This is a genomic window from Xanthomonas campestris pv. phormiicola (assembly GCA_025666215.1).
Classification (GTDB): domain Bacteria; phylum Pseudomonadota; class Gammaproteobacteria; order Xanthomonadales; family Xanthomonadaceae; genus Xanthomonas_A; species Xanthomonas_A campestris_A.
In genome coordinates, this window is the sequence record CP102593.1 from 932,042 (window position 1) to 951,955 (window position 19,914).

Sequence of the window (19,914 nt, forward strand, 5' to 3'; positions counted from 1 at the left end):
GCGCCGAACTGGTAAAGTCGCCGCACGCTCTGGAGGGATTGTGTGAACGCGCTCGTGAAGGACACTGCTGCCGCTGCCGATACGCCCGAGGCGCGCATCGTCGATGCCTTGCTGGCCAAGGGCCGGCTCAAGGAGGGCGACCTGCTGCGCGCGCGCCAGTTGCAGCGCGAATCCGGCGGCGGCCTGCTGTCGCTGCTGGCGCGGCTGGGGCTGGTCTCCGAGCGCGACCACGCCGAGGTCAGCGCCGAAGTGCTGGGCCTGCCGCTGCTCGATGCCAAGCAATTGCCGGCCACCGCGCCGGAGCACCTGCCCGAGGCGCAGCCGCTGTCGCTGCGCTTCCTCAAGCAATTCCACGTGTGCCCGCTGGGCGAGCGCGACGGCGCGCTGGAACTGTGGATGTCCGATCCGCACGAGGCCTATGCCGCCGATGCGGTGCGCCTGGCCACCGGTTTCCAGGTGCTGCCGCGGGTCGGCCTGCGCTCGGAGATCGACGACCTGATCGAACGCTGGTTCGGCCAGGGCCGCAGCGCGATGGGCGCGATCGTGGAGACCGCCGACGGCGACAGCACGGCGGCCGACGACATCGAGCACCTGCGCGACCTGGCCTCGGAAGCGCCGGTGATCCGGCTGGTGAACCTGGTGATCCAGCGCGCGGTGGAACTGCGCGCCTCGGACATCCACATCGAACCGTTCGAGAACCGGCTGAAGGTGCGCTACCGCGTCGACGGCGTGCTGATCGACGGCGAGAGCCCGCCGGCCAACCTGACCGCGGCGGTGATCAGCCGGGTCAAGATCATGGCCAAGCTCAACATCGCCGAACGCCGCCTGCCGCAGGACGGACGCATCATGCTGCGCGTGCAGGGCAAGGAACTGGACCTGCGCGTGAGCACCGTGCCCACCGCGCACGGCGAGAGCGTGGTGATGCGCCTGCTCGACCGCGAGACGGTGGTGTTCGACTTCCACCGGCTCGGCTTCACCGACGCGTTCCTGCCACAGTTCCGCAAGGTGCTGGAGCAGCCGCACGGGATCCTGCTGGTCACCGGCCCCACCGGTTCGGGCAAGACCACCACGCTGTACACCGCGCTGAGCCAGCTCAACACCGCCGACGTCAAGATCATCACCGTCGAGGATCCGGTCGAATACCAGATCGAGGGCATCAACCAGATCCAGGCCAAGCCGCAGATCGGGCTGGATTTCTCGCATGCGCTGCGCAGCATCGTGCGCCAGGACCCGGACATCATCATGATCGGCGAAATGCGCGATCTGGAAACCGCGCGCATCGCGATCCAGTCGGCGCTGACCGGCCACCTGGTGCTGTCCACGCTGCATACCAACAACGCCGCCGGCGGCATCACCCGCCTGCTCGACATGGGCGTGGAGGACTACCTGCTGACCTCCACCATCAACGGCATCCTGGCCCAGCGCCTGGTGCGGCGCCTGGAGCCGACCCATGCCGAGCGCTATGCGGCCTCGCCGGAGGAGATCGAGAAGTTCGAACTGCGCCGGCTGCAGCCCGAGGGCGACATTTTCCTGTTCCGCCCGCGGCCCTCGGCGATCGCGCCGACCGGCTACCTGGGCCGCACCACGATCATGGAATTCCTGGTGATGAACGACGCGCTGCGCCGCGCGGTGATGCGCCACGCCGGCATGGGCGAGATCGAACAGCTGGCGCGCGAGGCCGGCATGCGCACGATGTACGAGGACGGCATCGGCAAGGCGCTCAGCGGCCAGACCACGATCGAGGAAGTGCTGCGCGTGACGGAGGAAACCTGATGCGCGCGGCACGCGGCACGGCAGTGCCCGTCATTGCCGCGGCGCGCGGGCGCGCGTCCAGTGCGCGCGGCCTGCTTTCCGAGTCCCGAGTCCCGAGTCCCGAGTCCCGCCGCTGATGCCCCTGTACCGCTACAAAGCGCTCAACCCGCACGGCGAGATCCTTGAGGGCCAGATGGAGGCCGCCAGCGACGCCGAGGTGGCGCTGCGCCTGCAGGAGCAGGGGCATATGCCGATGGAGGCCAAGCTCGCGGCGCAGGGCGGCGGCACCTCGCTGCGCGGCCTGTTCCGGCCCAAGCCGTTCGACGGTGCGGCGCTGGTGCAGTTCACCCAGCAACTGGCGACCCTGCTCGGCGCCGGCCAGCCGCTGGACCGCGCGCTGACGATCCTGCTCGAACTGCCCGAGGACGAGCGCTCCAAGCGCACCGTCGGCGACATCCGCGACGCGGTGCGCGGCGGCGCGCCGCTGTCCGCCGCACTGGAGCGGCAGCATGGCTTGTTCTCGCGCCTGTACATCAACATGGTCCGCGCCGGCGAGGCCGGCGGCAGCCTGCACGACACGCTGCAGCGCCTGGCCGACTACCTGGAGCGCAGCCGCGAGCTGAAGGGGCGGGTGATCAACGCGCTGATCTATCCGGCGATCCTGGTCAGCGTGGTCGGCTGCGCGCTGCTGTTCCTGCTCGGCTACGTGGTGCCGCAGTTCGCGCTGATGTACGAGAGCCTGGACGTGCAGCTGCCGTGGTTCACCCAGGCGGTGCTGAGCGTGGGCCTGTTCGTGCGCGACTGGTGGATCGTGCTGCTGGTGGTGCCCGGGCTGGCGCTGCTGGCGGTGGACCGCAAGCGCCGCGATCCGGTGTTCCGCGCCGCGTTCGACGCCTGGCTGCTCAGGCAGCGCTTCATCGGCGTGCTGATCGCGCGCCTGGAAACCGCGCGGCTGACCCGCACCCTGGGCACCCTGCTGCGCAACGGCGTGCCGCTGCTGGCCGCGCTGGGCATCTCGCGCAACGTGCTGTCGAACCTGGCGCTCACCGCCGACGTCGGCGCCGCGGCCGACGACGTCAAGAACGGCCACGGCCTGTCGGCGTCGCTGTCCAAGGGCAAGCGTTTCCCGCGGCTGGCGCTGCAGATGATCCAGGTCGGCGAGGAATCCGGCGCGCTGGACACGATGCTGCTGAAGACCGCCGACACCTTCGAGCAGGAAACCGCGCAGGCGATCGACCGCCTGCTCGCCGCGCTGGTGCCGTTGATCACCCTGGTCCTGGCCTCGGTGGTCGGGCTGGTGATCATTTCCGTCCTCGTCCCCCTGTACGACCTCACCAATGCGATTGGGTGAGGCGCCACGCTCATGCGCCATGGCGCATGTGGTGCCGAACGCCCGGCCATGGATGGCCGGGCCGGCGGTTCCGGCGCACGTGGTGCCGCGGCAGGGAGGGCGGCGTGAACCCGTCGCGCCGCGCACGGTCCAAGCGATGGCGACGGCCATGACCAGGTCATCTGTGCGCCAGGTCATGCGCGAAATGCGGCATGGGTCGATCGCCGCCGCGCCAAACCCGTTCCCGCGCATGAAGCGCAGCTGCACGCACCGCACCCGATGGCGACCCTTGTCACCGCGTTCGGTTACATAAGGTTTTTTACCGCAAGGATCCGATGCAATGCGAAATATCCGTTCCCTGACCCGTTCTCCTTCCGCCGCGCGCCAGTCGGGCATGAGCCTGCTGGAAATCATCATCGTCATCGTGCTGATCGGCGCGGTGCTGACCCTGGTCGGCAGCCGCGTGCTCGGCGGCGCCGATCGCGGCAAGGCCAATCTGGCCAAGTCGCAGATCCAGACCATGGCCGGCAAGATCGACAACTACCAACTCGACACCGGCAAGCTGCCGTCCAAGCTCGACGACCTGGTCGCCGCGCCGGGCGGGGTCAGCGGCTGGCTCGGCCCGTATGCCAAGCCCGCCGAGTTGAACGACCCGTGGGGCCACCCGATCGAGTACAAGGTGCCCGGCGACGGCAAGCCGTTCGACCTGATCAGCCTGGGCAAGGACGGCCAGCCCGGCGGCAGCAGCTACGACGCCGACATCAAGTACGAGTGATCCCGGCGCCGTGATCCACACCCCTGCCGGCGTTCCCCAGCGCGGTGCGCACGCGTGCGTACCGCTGGCGCGTGCGCGCATGCGCGGCGTGTCGCTGCTGGAGATGCTGCTGGTGGTGGGGCTGATCGCGATCGCCGCGATGCTGGCCGCCTCGGTGCTGACCGGGGGCATCGACGGCATGCGCTTGCGCTCGTCGGCCAAGGAGATCGCCGCGCAACTGCGCTACACGCGGGCGCAGGCGATCGCCAGCGGGCAGCCGCAGCGCTTCCTGATCGATCCGCAGGCGCACCGCTGGCAGGCGCCCAACGGCCGCCATGGCCAGATCCCGCCGTCGCTGGCGATCCGCTTCAGCGGCGCGCGCGAGGCGCAGCGGCGCCAGGACGAAGGCGCGATCCAGTTCTTCGAGGACGGCGCCGCCACCGGCGGACGCATCGAATTGCTGACCCGCAAGGCCAGTTGGCGCATCGACGTGGCCTGGCTGACCGGCGAGGTCAAGGTCGGGCGTCCGCCGCAGCAGGGCATGCCATGAAGACGCAACGCGGCTACACGCTGATCGAGGTGATCGTGGCGTTCGCGCTGCTGGCGCTGGCGCTGACCCTGCTGCTCGGCTCGCTGTCCGGCGCCGCGCGCCAGGTCCAGCGCGCGGACCAGCTCAGCCGCGCCACGCTGTACGCGCAATCGCTGTTGGCCGTGCAGGGCGTGGAGCAGCCGTTGCAGCCCGGCCGCGCACAGGGCAGCTTCGAGCAGGGCCGCTACCGCTGGACCCTGGACGTGGCGCCGTACGTCGATGCGCGGCGCCCGCCGGACACGACCATGACGCCGGGCGCGCCGACGCTGCTGCAGCTGAACCTGCAGGTGCGCTGGGGCGATGCGCCGGCGCAGGCGCTGCAGTGGAAGACGCTGCGCCTGGTCAGCGCGCAGGGCAACGGGGTGACGCAGTGAAGCGCGCACCGCGCCGCGCCGCCGCGCGCGGCTTCACCCTGATCGAGGTGCTGCTGGCCACGGTGCTGCTGGTCGGCGGGCTGACCCTGGCGTTCGCCACGCTGCGCTCGGCCACCGCGATCAGCGGCCGCGGCGAGACCATCGCCGGGCGCAGCGAGCGCATGCGCGCGGTCGAGGGCTTCCTGCGCCAGCGCCTGAGCGGCGCGCAGGCGCTGGCGCTGGACATCGACAGCCGCACCCTGCAGCCGGTGCGCTTCGTCGGCGAACCGCAGCGCATGCAGTTCGTCGCCGATCTTCCCGACTACCTGGGCCGCGGCGGCCCCTACGTGCACGACCTCAGCGTCAGCGGCGATGGCGGCCGGCAGCGCCTGGCGATCGCGCTGGTGCAGGTGCAGGCCGGCAAGCAGATCGCCGAGGACAGGCCGCGGGCGCCCGAGCCGCTGGCCGAGGGCCTGCGCCAGGTGCGCTTCCGCTACCGCGGCATCGATCCGGAGCGCGGCAGCATCGGTCCCTGGCAGGAGCGCTGGGAGAAGACCGACCAGTTGCCGCTGCTGGTGTCGATCGAACTGAGCAGCGACGACGGCATGCTGTGGCCGCCGCTGGTGGTGGCGTTGCGCCAGGCCGGCGGCGCGGAGGCGCGGCAATGAGCGCGGCACCTCGGCAGGCGCGCGGCGCGGCGTTGGTGCTGGTGCTGTGGCTGATCGCGCTGCTGACCGCGCTGATCGGCGCGTTCGCGCTGACCGCGCGCACCGAGGGCCTGCAGGGCAAGGTGCTGGGCGACGGCGCGGCGGCGCAGGAGCGCGCCCGCGCCGGGCTGGAGTACGCGCTGACCCGGCTCGCCGGCACGCCGACGCAGCCGGGCTGGCGCGCCGACGGGCGCCGCTACCGCTGGCAGTGCGAAGACGCCACGGTCGACCTGCGGATCACCGACGAGAGCGGCAAGGTCGATCTGAACCTGGCCGACGCGCCGCTGCTGGCGGCGCTGGTGCGCGCGGTCGGCGGCGATCCGCAGCGCGCCGACCGCATCGCCGCGGCGATCGTGGACTGGCGCGACCCGGACAACCTCAGCCAGCCCAACGGCGGCGCCGAGGACCCGGACTATGCCGCCGCCGGGCTGCCCTACGGCGCCAAGGACGCGCCGTTCGAGAGCCTGGCCGAACTGCAACTGGTGCTGGGCATGGATGCGGATCTGTACGCCAAGCTGCTGCCGAACCTGACCCTGTACAGCGGGATTTCGCGCCCGGCGCCGGATTTCGCGCCGGCGCCGGTGCTGACCGCGCTGGGCCTGGATGCGCAGCAGGTGCTGGCGCAACGCGAGCGCAACGACCCGGCGCAGGCCGCTGCGATGGGGGGGGGCGGGGGCACCTACAGCATCGAAAGCCGCGCGCAACTGGCCGTGGGGCGCGAGGCGGTGCTGCGCGCCGTGGTGCGCCCAGGCTCGTCGGCGCTACCGGGCTCCGCCTACACTGTGCTGCGATGGGAAGAAGGATCGACCGTTCGATGACTGCGTGGCGGGACACGATGGACAAGCTCGGCGTGCGCATGGCGCCCGGTGCCGGCGGCGTGCTGGCCTGGTGGCAGCGTTCGCTGATGGCGTGGCTGCCGCCGCGCTGGCAGCTGCAATTGGGCTGGTCGCAGGCGCGGCTGCTGCTGTGGCGCGAGGGCGAACAGCTGTACGCCGTGCGCCAGATCGATGCCGAACTGGGCACGCCGCTGGCGTTGCCATGGCCGCTGCTGCCGAGCGACCTGGAGGCCGTGCTCGGCCCGCGCCTGGCCGCCTTGCCGCGGGTCTGGCTGCTGCCGGCGCAGTCGGCGCTGCAGCGCACGCTGCGCCTGCCGGCCGCGGCCGCCGAGCACCTGCGCGAGGTGGTCCGGTTCGAGATCGACCGGCAGACGCCGTTCCAGGCCGACCAGGTGGTCTACGACGTGCGTGTGGGCGCGCGCCGCGACGATGCGCAACTGGACGCCGAACTGGTGGTGGCGCCGCGCCGCGTGCTGGAGGAACTGCATGCCAGCGCCGGCGCGCTGCGCCCGACCCTGGCCGGGGTCGATGTCGCCGCCGCCGACGGCATGCCGCTGGGCGTGAACCTGCTGCCGCCGGAACAGCGCCATCGCCGCGCCGATCCGATGCGGCGCTGGAACGCGATCCTCGCCGCGACCGCGCTGCTGGCGCTGTGCGCCGCCGGCTGGCAGTTGCTGGACAACCGCCGTGACGCGCTCGAGCAGTTGCGCGCGCAAGTGGACAGCGGCGCGCAGCGCGCGCGCGGCGTGGCCGCGCAGCGCCAGCAGCTGGTCGACCTGGTCGAAGGCGCGGCCTTCTTCGACCAGCTGCGCGCCGAGCGCCCGACCACGCTGGAAATCTGGAACGAGCTGAGCAAGCGCCTGCCCGAGGGCACCTATCTGGAAAAATTCTCGGTCGAGGGCGACCAGTTGCAGCTGATCGGCCTCAGCAGCGAAGCGTCCTCGCTGGTCGGGCGGCTGGAGGGCTCGCCGCTGTGGCGCACGCCATCGCTGACCGGCGTGCTGCAGGCCGATCCGGGCAGCCATCGCGACCGCTTCACCCTGACCGCCGAACTGGCCGGGACCAAGCGCAAGGAGGCCGCCGATGCCGGTGCAGGTCGATAAGCGCGACCGCTGGCTGGCGCTGGGCCTGCTGCTGGCGGCGCTGGCGCTGGCCTATCTGCTGCTGGTGCATCCGTGGTGGACGCTGCCGATGCGCGAGGTCGAGGCGCAGATCCAGGAATTGCGCCAGCGCGAACTGCGCGTGCGCATGCAGTTGCAGCAGGCGCCGCAGGTGGCGCAGCGGCTGCAGCAGGCGCAACGCGACCTGGCCGCGCGCCCGGGTTTCCTGCGCGAGACCTCGGCCGAGCTGGCCTCGGCCGGGCTGGTGCAGCGCCTGGAAAGCGCGGTGGCCACCGCCAGCCCCGGCAACCGCAGCTGCGCGATCAGCAACCGTTCGCCGCTGGCCGCCGACAACCGCCGCGACCGTTTCACCCGCGTCGCGGTGCAGGTACGGCTGCGCTGCGGCACGCCGGAACTGGCCGCGGTGCTGCACGCGCTGGAGAGCGGCACCCCGGCGCTGTTCGTGGACAACCTCAACGTGATGGCGCAGCGCTACCAGCTGTCGCCGGGCGAGAGCGGCAACGGCCTGGACGTGGCCTTCGAACTGGCCGGCTATCTGCGCCCGAACGCGATGCCGCCGCCGCCCGCCGCCGCGGGCATGCCGCCCGGCATGCCGCCGCCGCCGGGCGCGCCGCCCGCCGCGCCGGCGATGGACGCCGGCACGCCGGCTGGCCCTGGGCCGAGCGAACCGGCGCCCGCGCAGGCGCCGCCGGCCATGCGCGATGCAGCCACGCCGCAGCCGCCGCAGCAAGTGGAGGGCGCGCATGCGAATTGAAGCGATCGGCCTGCGCACCGTGTGGCTGGCGACGCTGGCGCTGTGGGGGCTGTTGATCTGGATGCTGGGCCTGGCCGGTCTGGGCCAACGCATCGTGCCGTTGCCCGACGATCCGGGCATGACCCAGCGCCTGCCGAGCTTGCCGGCGGCGTCGGGCGAGCGCCTCGGCGACTATTCGCGCTACGCCGAGATCGCCGCGCGCCCGGTGTTCGCCGAAGACCGCCGGCCGCATCCGTTCTTCCTCAGCGCCGACAACGGCCAGGGCGCCGCGCCGAGCGTGCGCCTGACCGGCGTGCTGCTCACCGACAGCTTCAAGATGGCCACGCTGACCACCGAGCAGGGCGAATCGCTGCGCCTGCAGGAAGGCCGCGACCCGGTGAAGGGCTGGCGGTTGCTGTCGCTGGAACCGCGCCGCGCGGTGGTCAGCGGCGGCAGCGGCACCCAGACCCTGGAGCTGCAGGTGTTCGACGGCAAGGGCGGGCAGCCGCCGACCGCGCTCGGCCAGGGCGCGCGCCCGCCGGGCATGCCGCCGCTGCCAGGGCCGCTGCCGCCGCCGGCCGCGCCTGCGGTCGGCGCACCGGTCAATCCTGTCGCCGCCACGCCGCAGGCGGGCGCCAACGGGACGCCGGCCCCGAGTGCGCCGGCGGCCGCGCCGGCGCCGTCGTCGGAGCAGTTGCAGGCCATCCGCGAACGTATCGAAGTCCGCCGCCGGCAGTTGCAGCAACAACGCCAGAACGGCACCACCCCCGGCCAGAACCCTTAAGAGTGATCGCATGACGCCGCGCTTGTTTTCCCTGTTCCTCGCGATCGGCCTGGTGGCCGGCTGCGCCACCACGCCCTCGCCGGACGTCCGCCGCGGCGCGGCGATCGATCCCAACGTCGGCGCCGCCGGCAGCACCAGCGCCACCAGCGGCGGGCCGGCCGGCGTGGCCGACCCCAACGACCTGCCTGACCGCGTCGCGCCGGTGATCCGCCGCGGCAGCGGCAGCATGATCAATTCCAGCGCCGCCGCCGCGCCGGCGCCGTCGCTGGCCAACGCCAGCAGCGGCAGCGCCACCTTCAACTTCGAAGGCGAGTCGGTGCACGCGGTGGTCAAGGCGATCCTCGGCGACATGCTCGGGCAGAACTACGTGATCGCGCCGGGCGTGCAGGGCACCGTGACCCTGGCCACGCCCAAGCCGGTGTCGCCGGCGCAGGCGCTGAACCTGCTGGAGATGGTGCTGGGCTGGAACAACGCACGCATGGTCTACAGCGGCGGCCGCTACAACATCGTGCCCGCCGACCAGGCCCTGGCCGGCACGGTGGCGCCGAGCACCGCCTCGCCGGCCAGCGCGCGCGGCTTCGAGGTGCGCGTGGTGCCGCTGAAGTTCATTTCCGCCAGCGAGATGAAGAAGGTGCTGGAGCCGTACGCGCGGCCGAACGCGATCGTCGGCATCGACGGCTCGCGCAACGTCATCACCCTCGGCGGTACCCGTGCGGAACTGGAGAATTACCTGCGCACGGTGCAGATCTTCGACGTGGACTGGCTGTCGGGCATGTCGGTGGGCGTGTTCCCGATCCAGTCGGGCAAGGCCGAGCAGGTCGCCGCGGACCTGGAAAAGGTGTTCGGCGAAAACAGCAAGACGCCCAGTGCCGGCATGTTCCGCTTCATGCCGCTGGAGAACGCCAACGCGGTGCTGGTGATCACCCCGCAGGCGCGCTATCTGGACCAGATCCAGGAGTGGCTGGACCGCATCGACAGCGCCGGCGGCGGCAGCCGGCTGTTCTCCTACGAACTGAAATACATCAAGGCCAAGGACCTGGCCGACCGCCTGGCCGAAGTGTTCGGCGCCGGCGGCAACCGCAGCGATTCCAACGCCTCGCTGATGCCCGGCACCCAGCTCAGCCAGATGGGCGGCGGCGGCCTCAACGGCAGCAGCGACGGCAGCCTGGGCGGCAGCAGCAGCCTCAACGGCAGCAGCGACAGCCTGTCCTCCAGCAGCGGCAGTTCCTCCTCCGGCAGCAGCGGCGGCCTGGGCAACGGCAGCCTGCAGCTGTCGCCGCGCACCTCCGGCAACGGCAGCGTGACCCTGGAAGTGCAGGGCGACAAGGTCGGCGTGTCGGCGGTGGAGGAGACCAACACCCTGCTGGTGCGCGCCACGCCGCAATCGTGGCGCTCGATCCGCGACGTGGTCGAGAAGCTCGACGTGATGCCGATGCAGGTGCACATCGAGGCGCAGGTGGCCGAGGTCAGCCTGACCGGCCAATTGCAGTACGGCGTGAACTGGTTCTTCGAGAATTCGGTCAACGCCTCCGCCGACAGCACGGTGAGCAACAGCACCGGGCTCGGCGTCGGCGCCGGCCTGCCCAGCGCCGCCGGGCGCAACATCTGGGGCGACATCGCCGGCAAGGTCGGCAGCAGCGGCCTGGGCTGGACCTTCCTCGGCAAGAACGCCGCGGCGGTGATCAGCGCGCTGGACAAGGTCACCAACCTCAAGCTGCTGCAGACCCCGTCGGTGTTCGTGCGCAACAACGCCGAGGCCACGCTCAACGTCGGCACGCGCATCCCGATCAACTCGACCTCGATCAACACCGGTCTGGGCACCGACACCAGCTATTCGTCGGTGCAGTACATCGACACCGGCGTGATCCTGAAGGTGCGGCCGCGGGTGACCAAGGACGGCATGGTGTTCCTGGACATCGTGCAGGAAGTCAGCACGCCCGGTTCGCGGCCGGCGGCGTGCACCTCGGGCACCTCCACCGTGACCAACAGCTCGGCCTGCAACGTGGACATCAACACGCGCCGGGTCAAGACCGAGGCGGCGGTGCAGAGCGGCGACACCATCATGCTTGCCGGCCTGATCAACGACAGCACCAGCGACGGCAGCGCCGGCGTGCCGCTGCTGAGCAAACTGCCGGTGGTCGGCGCGCTGTTCGGTCAGAAAACGCAGGACAAGACCCGCAACGAAGTGATCGTGCTGCTGACCCCGACGATCGTGCGCAACCCGCAGGAGGCGCGCAATCTCACCGACGAGTACGGGCAGAAGTTCAAGGCGATGCAGCCGTTGCCGGCCTCGGGCAAGAAGTAGGCGCGGGTGTCCCTGCCCATCGTGCTGCTGCCGGTCGGCGTCGACGACGCCGCGCTGGACGCATGCCTGGGCGCGCTGGAGGCGCATACGCCGGCCGGCACCCGCGTGTGGCTGGCCGACGACGCGCAGGCCGGCCCGCGCGGCCAGCGCGTGGTCGAGGCCTGGCTGGCGCGCACCCGCCTGCAGGCCGACTACACCCGGCGCCCGCGCATGCTCGGCGAGGTCGCGCATCTGGACGAGATGCTGCGCGCCTGTGCCGCCGCCGACGTGGTGGTGCTCGCCGCGGACGCGCAACCCTTGCCCGGTTGGTTGCAGCAACTGAGCGCGTGCCTGACGCGCGACGCCGCCATCGCCAGCGCCACGCCATGGAGCAACGCCGGCGAAGCCTGCGCCTGGCCGCGGCTGGGCGAGATCAATCCTCTTCCCGACGACGATGAGCGTCTGGCGCGCGCCTGCGCGGCGCTGCCACCGGAGCATCCGGAACTGCCGTCGGCGGTGTGCCACGCGGTGGCCTTGCGCGGCGCCGCACGGCAGCGCGCCGGCGGCCTGGACGCGAGCAGCTACGGTTCCTGGTACGCGGCGCTGATCGACCTGTCGCTGCGCATGGCCGGACTCGGCTGGCGCAACGTGCTGTGCGAGACCGCCTACGTGGCGCGCAGCGGCGAAGGCCGCGCCGCCGACGGCGACATGGACGCGCTGGCCACGCGCTGGCCGGCCTGGCATGCGCGCCTGGCCGGCTTCCTGATGCACGACCCGCTACGCGCGCGCCGCGAGGAGCTGCAACGCCGGTACGCCGAACTGCCGCCGCCGGACCCGCAGCGCGCGCTGTTCGACGCCTAGCGCGTTTTCGACGCGGGCATTGCAATCGGTCAATCCGCGGAGTGTTGCCAGTCGGCGGAGTGTTGTGGGAGCGACTTCAGTCGCGACGGGCGTTACCGGTAGAGCCCGTCGCGACTGAAGTCGCTCCCACAAGTTTCAAGAAGTCCGTAATGGCCGTCGGCGTTGGCACATCCGCCGCGCGCGGCTCGGTCGGCGCATTGGCGATGCCATTGCCGGACCGGGCGGCCGCGGCCGCAGCCGCCCGCCACCGCCGGACGCGCGCCAGCCTCACTCAGGCGGCGCCTGCACGTCCACCGTCACTTCCAGCACGTCGTGGCGCCAGGATTCGATGTCGAACTCCACCGCGCGGCCGTCGGCGGCGTAGCTCACCCGCTGCAGCCGGAAGCACGGCGTGCCGGCGGTGGACTGCAGCAGCGCGGCCTGCTCGGCGCCCAGCGTGGCCGGATACATCGACAGCCGGCTGCGCGCCTGGCGCAACCCGAGCCGCTGTCCCAGCACGGCGCTGAGCGAGCCGGCCAGGTCGTGCTCGAGCAGGCTCGGCGCCCACGCGGCCAGGATCGCATTGGTCTCCAGCAGCACCGCGCGGCGGCCGATCCAGCGCCGCCGCTGCAGCAGGAACAGCTCGGCCTGCGCATCGTCCAGTTCCAGGTGCCGCGCCAGCGTCGCGCCGGCCGGCTGGCGGCGCACGCTGAGCAGTTCCGTGCGCGGCGTGCCGCCCTGCGCGGCCACGTACTGCATGAAGCCGGCGATGCTGGTGGGGTCGTGGCGCACGCGCGCCGCGCTGACGAACCAGCCGCGCCGGTTCTCGCGATAGATGTGGCCTTCCGATTCCAGTTGCTGCAGCGCCTCGCGCAAGGTGATGCGGGTGCAGCCGAACAGCGCGGCCAGCTCGCGTTCCACCGGCAGGCGCTGGTCCGCGGCCCATTCGCCGCCGGCGATGCGCGCCAGCAGCGCATCGACGATGCGCTGGCCGAAACCGGCGGCTGGGTTCAATGGCGTGGGCATGCGTTCTCCGTCGCGTGATGGCGCTGTCCCTGCGCATGGTCGCAGACTAGGCCCGGTTCGCTGTTCATGCCCGAGCGGCTTATGCGCCGGCTCATCGCGACGGTGGCGCGGCACCGGTGCGGCGCAGGTCGGCCTGCCACAGGCGCAGGCCGTAGATCGCCAGCACCACGAAGCCGGCGTACAGCGCCGCGGTCGGATACAGCCCCTTGTAGACGAAGACGCCGACGTACAGGCAGTCGAGCACGATCCACAGGCCCCAGTTGGCGATGCGCTTGCGCGCCGCCCAGAAACTGGCGACCAGGCTGAAGGCGGACAGCGCCGCGTCCAGCCAGGGCAGCGCGGCATCGGTATGACGGTGCATCAGCCAGCCCAGCGACAGCGCGCCGGCGGCGCCGGCCAGCAGCGACAGCGCCGCTTCGCGCCGCGGCAGCGGGCCGACCTGGACCTTGCCGTGCTCCAGCCGGCCCTGGCTCCAGCGCCACCAGCCGTAGCCCTGCAGGAACACGTAGACGCCCTGCAGCAACATGTCCGAGTACAGCTTCCACTGGTAGAACAGCCACGCGTACAGCAGCACCGCGACGACGTTGACCGGCCAGCACCAGCGCACCCGGCGTGCGGTCAGCCACACGCCGACTACGTTGACCAGCACGGCGAGAAGTTCGAGGGGGGACATGGGGGGCTCGGTTGGATGGTGTGGAGTCGGGACCGGGGACTCGGGACTCGAGGGGTGGTCGCCAGTGCACTGCATTCTTGCTTTTTTGTAGCCTGGCTTTGGCTCCGACGCGTCACCGGTAAGGCGTCGGGGCTGAAGCCCCTCCCACGGAAAAGCGGCTGGCTGAAACTGCAAAGGAGCCGCTTCTCTTCATTTCAAGATCTGGCACTTTTTTCATCAAGTCGCTTGACAGCGATTTGTCCCGGGGCAGCATCCTGCCTTCCCGAGTCCCGAGTCCCGAGTCCCGAGTCCCGAGTCCCGAGTCCCGAGTCCCGAGTCCCGAGTCAAAAATCGAACTGCAGCGCCAGCCGCGCCGTGCGCGGCGCGCCCAGGAACAGGTAGTCGTCGCCGAGGTATTCGCCGACGTCGCGCCAGTAGCGCTTGTCGGCGAGGTTGTCCACGCTCAGCCGCAACGTGGTTGGCAGCGTGCCCAGCCGCGTCGCGTAGCGTGCGCCCAAGTTATAGACGGTGTAGCCGCCGACGGCGACGCGGCCGCTGCGGTCGGCGTACTTGGCGCCGCTGAACTGCGCGCCGCCCAGCAGCGCCAGGCCGCTCGCCCCGGGCACGTCCCAGCTGGCCTGGGCGCTGGCGCGCAGCCTGGGTACGTTCAGGGCCTGGTGGTCTTCGTAGGCCGGCGTGCCGGTGTCCTCGGCGCGCGCGCGGATGCCGGCGACGCTGGCCTGCAGGTGCAGCCGCTCGCCGATCGCGCCGTCGGCCGACAGTTCGATGCCGCGGTTGTGCAGGCGGCCCTGCTGCACATACAGGAAGCTGCCGTCGGCCTGCGGCTGCGCGTACTGGTAGGCCTGGCGGATGTCGAACACCGCCGCACCCAGCGCCAGGCCGCCGCGCTCGTATTTCAGGCCGGCTTCGCTCTGGTAGGCGCTGGTCGGGGCGAGGATCGCATCGGCATTGCTGGCGAACCACGACGCGGTGCCGCCCGGCGCCAGGCCCTTGGCGAAACTGGCGTACAGCGACAGCGTCTCCTGCGGCTTGAACAACAACGCCGCCTGCGGCAGCAGTTCCGAGCGGCGGGTGTGCCGGGTCAGCGCGCCGTCGCGGTCCCAGGCGCGCTCGTCGTAGCGCACCTGGCGCGCGCCCAGCAGCAGCTGCCAGGCCTCGCCGATGCCGATGCGGTCGCTGGCCAGCAGCGATTGCTGGGTGCTGTCCAGACGCCGCTGCTCGGGGCCGAGTTCGGCGTCGGCCTGGGCCAGCAGCGGCGGATCGGCATCGATGTTGCCGCTGCCGATCCATTCGTTGATCGAGCCGTGCTGGTCGATGGTGCGCTGCAGGTAGTCCACGCCGAGGTTGAGCTGGTGCTGCAGCGCGCCGGTGGCGAAGCTGCCGGACACGGTCGCCTGCACCTGGTCGTTGCGGCGCGTGTCGTCGGGGCTGCGGTAGTCGTAGAGGTCGTAGTCGCCTTCGCGGCTGAAGTGGTTCGGAATCGCGTCGCCGGCGCAGCTGGCCGCGCCGTAGCAGCCCCAGGCGAAGCTGGAATAGTCGTCGATCACCGCGCGGCTATGGGCGGCCGCCAGTTGTGCGCGCCAGGTGTCGTTGAAGCGGTATTGGTAGCGCAGCTGCGCGTTGAGCGAGTCGATGCCGACCGGCTTGGACCAGGGTTGGTAGGCCAGCAATCGGTGCACCGACACGTCGCTGGGCACGCGCTCGCCGCCGAGCAGTTGATAGCCGGGCACCGAGCGTTGCTGCCGGTCCTGGTATTCCACGTCCAGCTGCAGCGTCGATTGCGGGTCGATGTTCCAGTCCGCGGCCAGCGACAGGAAATTGCGGTGGCCGTCGGCATGGTCGACGTAGCTGCGGATGTCCTCGTGCGCGGCGTTGACGCGCAGGCCGAACTGGCGGTCGCGGCCGAACCAGTCGCCCAGGTCCACGGCGGCGTAGCGGCCGCCGTCGTCGTCGGTGCCGAGCACCAGCGTGCGCACCTGTTGCGGGCGCTTGGTCACGTAGTCGATCACGCCGGCCGGCTCGGTGAGCCCGGACTGCAGCCCGGACAGGCCCTTGAGCACCTGCACCTGCTGCTTGTTCTCCAGCGCCACGTTCTGCTCGCCGGTGACGGTCAGGCCGTTGATGCGGTAGCTGTTGGCGGCGTTGAGCGAATAGCCGCGCACCACGAAGTTCTCGTAGTAGCCGATCGGCGCATAGCTGTCGCCGACCGAGGCGTCGGCGCGCAGCACCTCGCTGAGCACGCGCACCTGGCGGTCGTCCAGTTGCGTGCGGTCGATCACCCCGATCGAGGCGGGCGTGTCCAGCAGCGCGGCGTCGCCGTAGCCGCCCAGCGTGGAGCGGTTGCGCGGCTGCTCGCCCTGCACGTGGACCGCGTCCAGTTCGACCGGCGTCTGCGTGTCCGCATCGGCGGCGCGCGCCGGTGCGGCGGTGGCGGCCAGCGCCAACGCCAGGGCGAGCGGCGCGAGTGCGGGGAAGGTGTGGGACATGGGAGAACCTCTAGGCGGGAGTCGCAATGGAAAAGACGGATGTCGCTGCGCGCGGGCAACGGCGGAGGCGTGGGCGGGCGCGCTGCCGGCAGCGCGGCGCGGCATGCGCGCGCACTGGGCGCGCCGGCGCGCGCGGCAGCGAAAGCGAAACGCTCATCGCGCGGCGTCCGCGTGCCGCTGCAACTGCCGCAGCAGGCGCTGGCCTTCGCCGCCGCCGAACCAGTCGGCATGGCCGAGCAGGTAGCGGCGATAGGCGATCTCGGCGTTCGCGTCGGAGCCGGTGATGCCGGCGAAATAGTCGATCTCGGCGAGCGCGAAGTCGGCATGCGCGATCGGCAACAGCGCGGCCAGCAGGCGCAGCTGCGCCGCGTCCAGCGGCAGCAGCTGCGCGTAGCCGTGCAGCAGCGCGTCGAGCTGATCGAGCTCGGCGGGCGCGCGGCCGCCGATGTCCAGGTCCAGCCACGGCACCAGGTTGCGTTCGATCGCGGTGGCCAGGTCGAACAGCGCGAAGGTGCGGTCGGCCAGGCCGAAATCGAACACCGCGCTGACCTCGCTGGCCGCGCCGTGGCCGCGCCACAGCAGGTTGGAGGCGTGCCAGTCGCCATGCGTCCACAGCGGCGGCAGCGGCGCTTGCAGTAGCGGCCAGGCGCGCGCGTGCCACGGCAGCAGATGCCGGCGCAGGTCGCCGCGCCAGTCGTGGCGCTGCAGCCAGGCGGCCAGCGCCGGCCGCGCGCGCAGGTCCTGCTGCAGCGCCTGCAACGGATCGGCGCCGCCGAACAGGCGCAGATTGGCGACCAACTGGGTGGTGCTGCGCGGCGGCGCCGTGTAGCCCGCCGCAGCCTGATGCAGCAATGCGAGCGCGCGCCCGGCGGCCTGCGCATGGGCCGTGTCGGCGAAGGGCAGCCACGAGGCCGTGTCGCGGTACAGGTCTTCGCCGCTGGCGGCGCGCTGCACTTCGTAGGTCCAGTCGCCGAGCGCGATCGCGCTGGCGCCGTCGGGCGCGCGCAGCAGCACCGGGACCGGCACGCCGCGCACGCGCAGGTGCTCGATGAAGCGGTGTTCCTCGCCCAGCGTGCGCGCATCGCGCAGGCTGCGGTGATGGCGCTTCACGAACAGCGTGCCGACTGAACTCTCGACCTCGGCCGCGGCGGAGAACGGGCGCGGGCTGTGCCAGCGCAAGGCGCGGACCGCGTCGGCCAGGCCCATGTGCCGCAACAGCGCGTCGACCTCGTCGCTGCGCAGCGGCGGCCAGTCCGCCTCGGCCGGGGCCAGGCTCATGCCGTGCATCTGGTGCGTGCTCATCGGGTCCGCGCCGGGTGCGGGGGCGGCGCGTCGCAACGAAGCGGCGGGGTACGCCTTTCGTGGTTTGGTCTAGACCAGCTTCGCGGAGCCCTGCGTCGGCGGCCGACGGCTCTGTCGGTCGCAAGGCGGCGCTGCCGGGCCGTCGGCATGCACGGCCGCCAGCAAGCTGGGCGGCCGATGCGTCTGGATCCTGGGGGCAGCGCGCCGTCGTGGGCGCTCGCCGTCATCTACACCGCGAAAGGCATGGGACGCGCGATTCTACACGCGTCTCCACATGCGTCGGCGCGCAGGCCTGCGGCGCAGGGCGCGGCGCGGGCGCCGGTGACGCAGGCACGGCGCTTTCTGCGCGAGCCCGTTTGCCCGGATAATCGGCGCATGAGCGAACAGCAGATGGCCGTGGTGGTGGTGACCTACGAGAGCGGCAGCACCATCGACGCCTGTCTGCAGCGGCTGCGCACGGCGGCGGACGTCGCCCAGATCCGGGTGGTCGACAACGCCTCGCGCGACGACACCCTGGCCATCGTGCAGCGCCACGCGCTGGAGGACCGGCGCGTGCGCTTCATCGCCAATCCCGACAACCCCGGCTTCGCCACCGCCTGCAACCAGGGCGCGGCGGCCAGCGATGCGCCGTGGCTGGCGTTCGTCAATCCGGACCTGATGGTGGAGGCCGACACGCTGGCACTGCTGCGCGCGCAGGTCGCCGCGCTCGGCGACGCGCTGCTCGGCGTGGAGCAGGTCGACGAGCACGGCCGTGCCGACGCCGCGGTGCGCCGCCGCGATCCGGACTTCGCGGCGATGCTGCGGCATCCGCTGGCCGGTTCGCGGCTGGCGGTGGCGGTGGATCCGGCGCAGCCGCTGCAGCGGGTGGAGGCGATCTCCGGTGCGCTGATGCTGCTGCCGCGTGCGCTGTTCGACCGTATCGGCGGCTGGGACGCCGGCTACCGCCTGCATGCCGAGGACCTGGACCTGTGCCGCCGCGCGCGCCAGGCCGGGGCCACCGTGGCGGTGTGCAACCGCCTGCGCGTGCTGCACGTGCGCGGCGTTTCCAGCCGCAAGCGGCCGTGGTTCGTGGAATGGCACAAGCACCGCGGACTGTGGCGCTATTTCCGCAAGTTCGAGGCGCCAACGCGCGCCGCGCCGGTGCGTGCGGCGGTGTGGGCGGTGATCTGGCTGCACGCCTGGGTGACCTTCGCCAGGCTGTGTCTGCGCCGCCCTGGCTGAACGCGGCACCAGGCTGGTGCGTGCGCGTCGTTAGGCTGTATGCGTGATGAGTAATTCATTTATTGCGTGATGTGAATCACGCTTGAAAAATGTTACGGTCCTGCCACGATTCCGCGTTTGGAGTCGTTTCCTGCTCCCTGTTCCAGGGGCCCCCACCAGGAAACAACAGCGATGCATCAGTCGTACGACGGGCGCTTGCGCTCTCGGCCTCGCGCCTGCGCGGCCGCCTCTACCGTGACACGCAACGGATACCGACGCGCACGCGCGCTGTCGACGCTGGCAGTGGGCCTGGCCGCACTGGCGGCGGGGCCGTGCCTGGCCGGTGCCTGGGTACAGGACGAGGGCGCCGCGCTGGCGATCCTCAAGGCCAGCCACAGCGATGGCGGCGCGGTCTACAACAGCCACGGTCAGGACCAGAATTTCCCCGATGCCGGGCGCAGCCGCCAGGACCAGCTGAATCTCTATGCCGAGTATGGGCTGAGCGCCGACCTGACCCTGGTCGGCAACGTCTATTTCAGCAAGGCCGGCTATCGCAACGACAACGGCTACGGCAACCGGCACACCACCGGCTGGGCCGACCAGGAAGTCGGCCTGCGCTACCGCCTGGACCCGGACGGCGACGGCCCCTGGCAGGGTGCGGCGCAGGTGCTGGCGTTGATCCCCGGCTACGGCCGGCAGGGCCGTCCCCCCGAGCGCGACCGTCCGGCGCTGGGCCAGGGCGACTACGGCGTCGAACTGCGCTACAGCGTCGGTCGCGGCTACCGGGCCGGCAGCCACGACGGCTACGTGGACCTCGGCGCGGCGGTGCGCCTGCGCGGTGGCGACTCCGCCGACGAGGCGCGCCTGGACATCAGCAGCGGCCTGGCGCTGGCGCCGCGCTGGATGCTGATCGGCGAACTCAACGTGATCCAGGGCCTGGGCAACGGCAACGGCCCCAATCCGGTCTACGCGCCCGACACCCCGATCCGCGGCAACAACTACGACCTGACCAAGCTGCAGGCCTCGCTGCTGCACACGCTGCCCGGCGGCACCCAGTTGCAGCTCGGCTACCAGCAGCCGGTGGCCGGGCGCAACACCGGCGGCGCGGGTGGCCCGTTCGTCGCCGCCTGGTGGCGGTTCTGAC

The 19,914-nt window shown here is 71.5% G+C and carries 18 protein-coding genes; 14 read left to right on the top strand and 4 right to left on the bottom strand.

All coding sequences use genetic code 11. The annotated features are described in order from the left end of the window. Positions 1 to 42: 42 nt before the first annotated feature. The 12 genes from gspE to NRY95_03830 all read left to right on the top strand — a co-directional run bounded on the left by gspE (position 43) and on the right by NRY95_03830 (position 12,104). The gene (gspE, locus tag NRY95_03775) at positions 43 to 1,773 is read left to right on the top strand and encodes a type II secretion system ATPase GspE (protein ID UYC17097.1); all 1,731 of its coding nucleotides are present in this window, start codon (positions 43 to 45) and stop codon (positions 1,771 to 1,773) included. Positions 1,774 to 1,888: 115 nt separating this feature from the next. After that, entirely contained in the window at positions 1,889 to 3,103 is a 1,215-nt protein-coding gene (locus NRY95_03780; protein UYC17098.1) for a type II secretion system F family protein, read from the top strand. A 319-nt stretch (positions 3,104 to 3,422) separates the two neighbouring features. Then, entirely contained in the window at positions 3,423 to 3,857 is a 435-nt protein-coding gene (gene gspG, locus NRY95_03785) for a type II secretion system major pseudopilin GspG (protein UYC17099.1), read from the top strand. Positions 3,858 to 3,936: 79 nt separating this feature from the next. Continuing rightward, the gene (locus tag NRY95_03790) at positions 3,937 to 4,386 is read left to right on the top strand and encodes a GspH/FimT family pseudopilin (GenBank protein UYC18491.1); all 450 of its coding nucleotides are present in this window, start codon (positions 3,937 to 3,939) and stop codon (positions 4,384 to 4,386) included. Then, complete coding sequence (locus NRY95_03795; GenBank protein UYC17100.1) at positions 4,383 to 4,799, top strand: prepilin-type N-terminal cleavage/methylation domain-containing protein; 417 nt, start codon at positions 4,383 to 4,385, stop codon at positions 4,797 to 4,799. Before NRY95_03790 ends, NRY95_03795 begins: the two co-directional genes overlap by 4 nt. After that, positions 4,796 to 5,446: a type II secretion system protein J gene (locus tag NRY95_03800; GenBank protein ID UYC17101.1), complete on the top strand. Its 651-nt coding sequence runs from the start codon at positions 4,796 to 4,798 to the stop codon at positions 5,444 to 5,446. The genes NRY95_03795 and NRY95_03800 overlap by 4 nt, the downstream gene beginning before the upstream one ends. Then, positions 5,443 to 6,303: a type II secretion system protein GspK gene (locus NRY95_03805; protein ID UYC17102.1), complete on the top strand. Its 861-nt coding sequence runs from the start codon at positions 5,443 to 5,445 to the stop codon at positions 6,301 to 6,303. The genes NRY95_03800 and NRY95_03805 overlap by 4 nt, the downstream gene beginning before the upstream one ends. Beyond that, positions 6,300 to 7,424, top strand: coding sequence for a PilN domain-containing protein (locus NRY95_03810; GenBank protein ID UYC17103.1), 1,125 nt, complete (start codon positions 6,300 to 6,302; stop codon positions 7,422 to 7,424). Before NRY95_03805 ends, NRY95_03810 begins: the two co-directional genes overlap by 4 nt. After that, complete coding sequence (gene gspM, locus NRY95_03815) at positions 7,405 to 8,196, top strand: type II secretion system protein GspM (protein ID UYC17104.1); 792 nt, start codon at positions 7,405 to 7,407, stop codon at positions 8,194 to 8,196. The genes NRY95_03810 and gspM overlap by 20 nt, the downstream gene beginning before the upstream one ends. Next, a complete protein-coding gene (locus tag NRY95_03820) occupies positions 8,186 to 8,959 on the top strand; it encodes a general secretion pathway protein GspN (protein UYC17105.1) in 774 nt (257 codons plus the stop codon). Before gspM ends, NRY95_03820 begins: the two co-directional genes overlap by 11 nt. A 10-nt stretch (positions 8,960 to 8,969) precedes the next feature. Next, positions 8,970 to 11,264 (top strand): type II secretion system secretin GspD, encoded by a 2,295-nt coding sequence (gspD, locus tag NRY95_03825; protein ID UYC17106.1) that lies wholly within the window; start codon positions 8,970 to 8,972, stop codon positions 11,262 to 11,264. Positions 11,265 to 11,270: 6 nt separating this feature from the next. Next, positions 11,271 to 12,104, top strand: coding sequence for a glycosyltransferase (locus tag NRY95_03830; GenBank protein UYC17107.1), 834 nt, complete (start codon positions 11,271 to 11,273; stop codon positions 12,102 to 12,104). Positions 12,105 to 12,371: 267 nt separating this feature from the next. Here the strand turns inward: NRY95_03830 and NRY95_03835 are convergent, their stop codons facing one another. The 4 genes from NRY95_03835 to NRY95_03850 all read right to left on the bottom strand — a co-directional run bounded on the left by NRY95_03835 (position 12,372) and on the right by NRY95_03850 (position 17,570). Beyond that, the gene (locus NRY95_03835; protein ID UYC17108.1) at positions 12,372 to 13,109 is read right to left on the bottom strand and encodes a UTRA domain-containing protein; all 738 of its coding nucleotides are present in this window, start codon (positions 13,107 to 13,109) and stop codon (positions 12,372 to 12,374) included. A 91-nt stretch (positions 13,110 to 13,200) separates the two neighbouring features. Further along, positions 13,201 to 13,782, bottom strand: coding sequence for a nicotinamide riboside transporter PnuC (gene pnuC, locus NRY95_03840; protein UYC17109.1), 582 nt, complete (start codon positions 13,780 to 13,782; stop codon positions 13,201 to 13,203). A gap of 323 nt (positions 13,783 to 14,105) precedes the next feature. Further along, on the bottom strand, positions 14,106 to 16,268 hold the full coding sequence (locus NRY95_03845) for a TonB-dependent receptor (GenBank protein UYC17110.1): 2,163 nt from the start codon (positions 16,266 to 16,268) through the stop codon (positions 14,106 to 14,108). 153 nt (positions 16,269 to 16,421) lie between these two features. Further along, the gene (locus NRY95_03850; protein ID UYC17111.1) at positions 16,422 to 17,570 is read right to left on the bottom strand and encodes a phosphotransferase; all 1,149 of its coding nucleotides are present in this window, start codon (positions 17,568 to 17,570) and stop codon (positions 16,422 to 16,424) included. Positions 17,571 to 17,945: 375 nt separating this feature from the next. On the opposite strand from NRY95_03850, the gene NRY95_03855 reads away from it, so the two are divergent. Together NRY95_03855 and NRY95_03860 are read left to right on the top strand one after the other, a co-directional pair. Then, entirely contained in the window at positions 17,946 to 18,791 is an 846-nt protein-coding gene (locus NRY95_03855) for a glycosyltransferase family 2 protein (GenBank protein ID UYC17112.1), read from the top strand. A 171-nt stretch (positions 18,792 to 18,962) separates the two neighbouring features. Then, complete coding sequence (locus NRY95_03860; GenBank protein ID UYC17113.1) at positions 18,963 to 19,913, top strand: hypothetical protein; 951 nt, start codon at positions 18,963 to 18,965, stop codon at positions 19,911 to 19,913. The last annotated feature ends 1 nt before the right edge of the window (position 19,914 follow it).

What these genes read in the sequence shown, in the direction of transcription:
- NRY95_03780 (UYC17098.1), top strand. Translation starts at nt 1,889, where the DNA reads ATGCCCCTGTACCGCTACAAAGCGCTCAACCCGCACGGCGAGATCCTT.
- gspG (UYC17099.1), top strand. Translation starts at nt 3,423, where the DNA reads ATGCGAAATATCCGTTCCCTGACCCGTTCTCCTTCCGCCGCGCGCCAG.
- NRY95_03790 (UYC18491.1), top strand. Translation starts at nt 3,937, where the DNA reads ATGCGCGGCGTGTCGCTGCTGGAGATGCTGCTGGTGGTGGGGCTGATC.
- NRY95_03795 (UYC17100.1), top strand. Translation starts at nt 4,383, where the DNA reads ATGAAGACGCAACGCGGCTACACGCTGATCGAGGTGATCGTGGCGTTC.
- NRY95_03805 (UYC17102.1), top strand. Translation starts at nt 5,443, where the DNA reads ATGAGCGCGGCACCTCGGCAGGCGCGCGGCGCGGCGTTGGTGCTGGTG.
- NRY95_03810 (UYC17103.1), top strand. Translation starts at nt 6,300, where the DNA reads ATGACTGCGTGGCGGGACACGATGGACAAGCTCGGCGTGCGCATGGCG.
- gspM (UYC17104.1), top strand. Translation starts at nt 7,405, where the DNA reads ATGCCGGTGCAGGTCGATAAGCGCGACCGCTGGCTGGCGCTGGGCCTG.
- NRY95_03820 (UYC17105.1), top strand. Translation starts at nt 8,186, where the DNA reads ATGCGAATTGAAGCGATCGGCCTGCGCACCGTGTGGCTGGCGACGCTG.
- gspD (UYC17106.1), top strand. Translation starts at nt 8,970, where the DNA reads ATGACGCCGCGCTTGTTTTCCCTGTTCCTCGCGATCGGCCTGGTGGCC.
- NRY95_03835 (UYC17108.1), bottom strand. Translation starts at nt 13,109, where the DNA reads ATGCCCACGCCATTGAACCCAGCCGCCGGTTTCGGCCAGCGCATCGTC.
- pnuC (UYC17109.1), bottom strand. Translation starts at nt 13,782, where the DNA reads ATGTCCCCCCTCGAACTTCTCGCCGTGCTGGTCAACGTAGTCGGCGTG.
- NRY95_03845 (UYC17110.1), bottom strand. Translation starts at nt 16,268, where the DNA reads ATGTCCCACACCTTCCCCGCACTCGCGCCGCTCGCCCTGGCGTTGGCG.
- NRY95_03850 (UYC17111.1), bottom strand. Translation starts at nt 17,570, where the DNA reads ATGAGCACGCACCAGATGCACGGCATGAGCCTGGCCCCGGCCGAGGCG.
- NRY95_03855 (UYC17112.1), top strand. Translation starts at nt 17,946, where the DNA reads ATGAGCGAACAGCAGATGGCCGTGGTGGTGGTGACCTACGAGAGCGGC.
- NRY95_03860 (UYC17113.1), top strand. Translation starts at nt 18,963, where the DNA reads ATGCATCAGTCGTACGACGGGCGCTTGCGCTCTCGGCCTCGCGCCTGC.